This is a genomic window from Nitrosomonas europaea (assembly GCF_900167395.1).
GTDB classification, from domain to species: domain Bacteria; phylum Pseudomonadota; class Gammaproteobacteria; order Burkholderiales; family Nitrosomonadaceae; genus Nitrosomonas; species Nitrosomonas europaea.
On record NZ_FUWK01000085.1, the window covers coordinates 1 to 1,386 of the forward strand.

2 protein-coding genes are annotated in these 1,386 nt (G+C 39.7%); both read right to left on the reverse strand.

The annotated features are described in order from the left end of the window. Positions 1 to 218: 218 nt before the first annotated feature. Positions 219 to 503: a ComEA family DNA-binding protein gene (locus B5D58_RS13495; RefSeq protein ID WP_041356599.1), complete on the reverse strand. Its 285-nt coding sequence runs from the start codon at positions 501 to 503 to the stop codon at positions 219 to 221. A 781-nt stretch (positions 504 to 1,284) separates the two neighbouring features. Then, on the reverse strand, positions 1,285 to 1,386 hold a 102-nt coding region (locus B5D58_RS13500), incomplete at its 5' end, for an LPXTG cell wall anchor domain-containing protein (RefSeq protein ID WP_143023799.1).

Here is a 1,386-nt window from a genome sequence, read left to right on the forward strand (position 1 = left end):
GGGTAATCCCACCTCTTGGCAAGACCTGCTGTCAGATCAAATCTGAACTACTACAATTTACTTCTCCGCCTTCATACATCTGGCTGCAGCAACTTTATGGCTTTAAATGTCGATTCGACCTAGAGTACAAGATTTATCGGACAATTTTGATCACGAATGCTGGTTGCCCGATAAATCATAATAATCAGAAAAAAGCTCTCTATAAATGCTAAATTTGATCAGTCTACTTTCGTTTCAGTCAAAACGGCTCCCTCTTGAACACTTACTTGATCACCCAGTTGTTTAAGTATTCCAGCTCCTATACCTTTTACGTTAGCCAGTTCTTCCACCGACTTGAACATCCCATATTTGTTTCGATACTCAATTATTGCTTTTGCTTTAACCGGACCTAACCCTTTTACCGATTCAAGATCAGCCTGACTAGCTGTATTGATATCTACCCCAGCTAATACTGACAAATTAAATCCAAAAAATATAACAAGAATCAGAAAAATCTTTTTCATTTCAGAATCTCCACAGAAATTTAAAAATAAAGCTTCCGGATTTCTCAACTTAAGCCTTTTTGGCCAGATGTAATACACGCCAATCAGAAAACTGGCATCGGCATTTTTTCTACTGACTTTAGCCTAGCGTATAAAAATTATCGGTAAGAGGGAATTATAAAAATGAGAAAGAAGTCGGCAAAAAAACTCACCCCGCAAACTGGAAAGAATGATTTGAGGCGAATAATATCCGTATGATCAGTAATCATTCGGACACCAATAACCGGAAGGGTCTATTTTGCCTGCGATACAACCACAACTGCGACCGCTTTATTGATGGGCAGTATATTTACCATATATGCACGAGAGTCAGTTACGGCTAACTGATACGATCTTCACTGTCAGTAAACTACCTCTCGAAATGGTTCTTGGTATCTGCTTGATCCTGATAACTTCTGGTAAGCAAGAGGAGACATTGCTCAGGTTCAAGAAGTTTTGCAACACAGACTTCTTAAGCATCTAATAATAGCTCAACAAGAATCTCAACCTTCTATCCGAAATTTTTTAAGCCTGTCTAAGCGCGATGGAATAGCCCAAAGCAGCAACAGTATCCACTAGCCAGCCATATCAATACCAAGGAAACACTAAGCCACAACTAACGTAACAACAAACAGATATATGACCGGGGCACCATATAGTCAGAGAAAGATATACAGGTGCAACAGGATCCCATATATCCCTCCTATTTTTGGTCTATCAGAAAGAAAAATACGGTAGCAACATGTATGATGGGGAATTATCCTCAAAGATTTTGTTTCTTTTTGAAGAAGAAGATGCCGGCACCTGCTGCAAGGGCTAATGCTCCGAGGATATACAGCATATCAGGCTTACCTCCAGTGCCTAC

Bases quoted from the DNA above. Each gene is read 5' to 3' on its own strand.
- B5D58_RS13495 (WP_041356599.1), bottom strand. From the start codon at position 503: ATGAAAAAGATTTTTCTGATTCTTGTTATATTTTTTGGATTTAATTTG.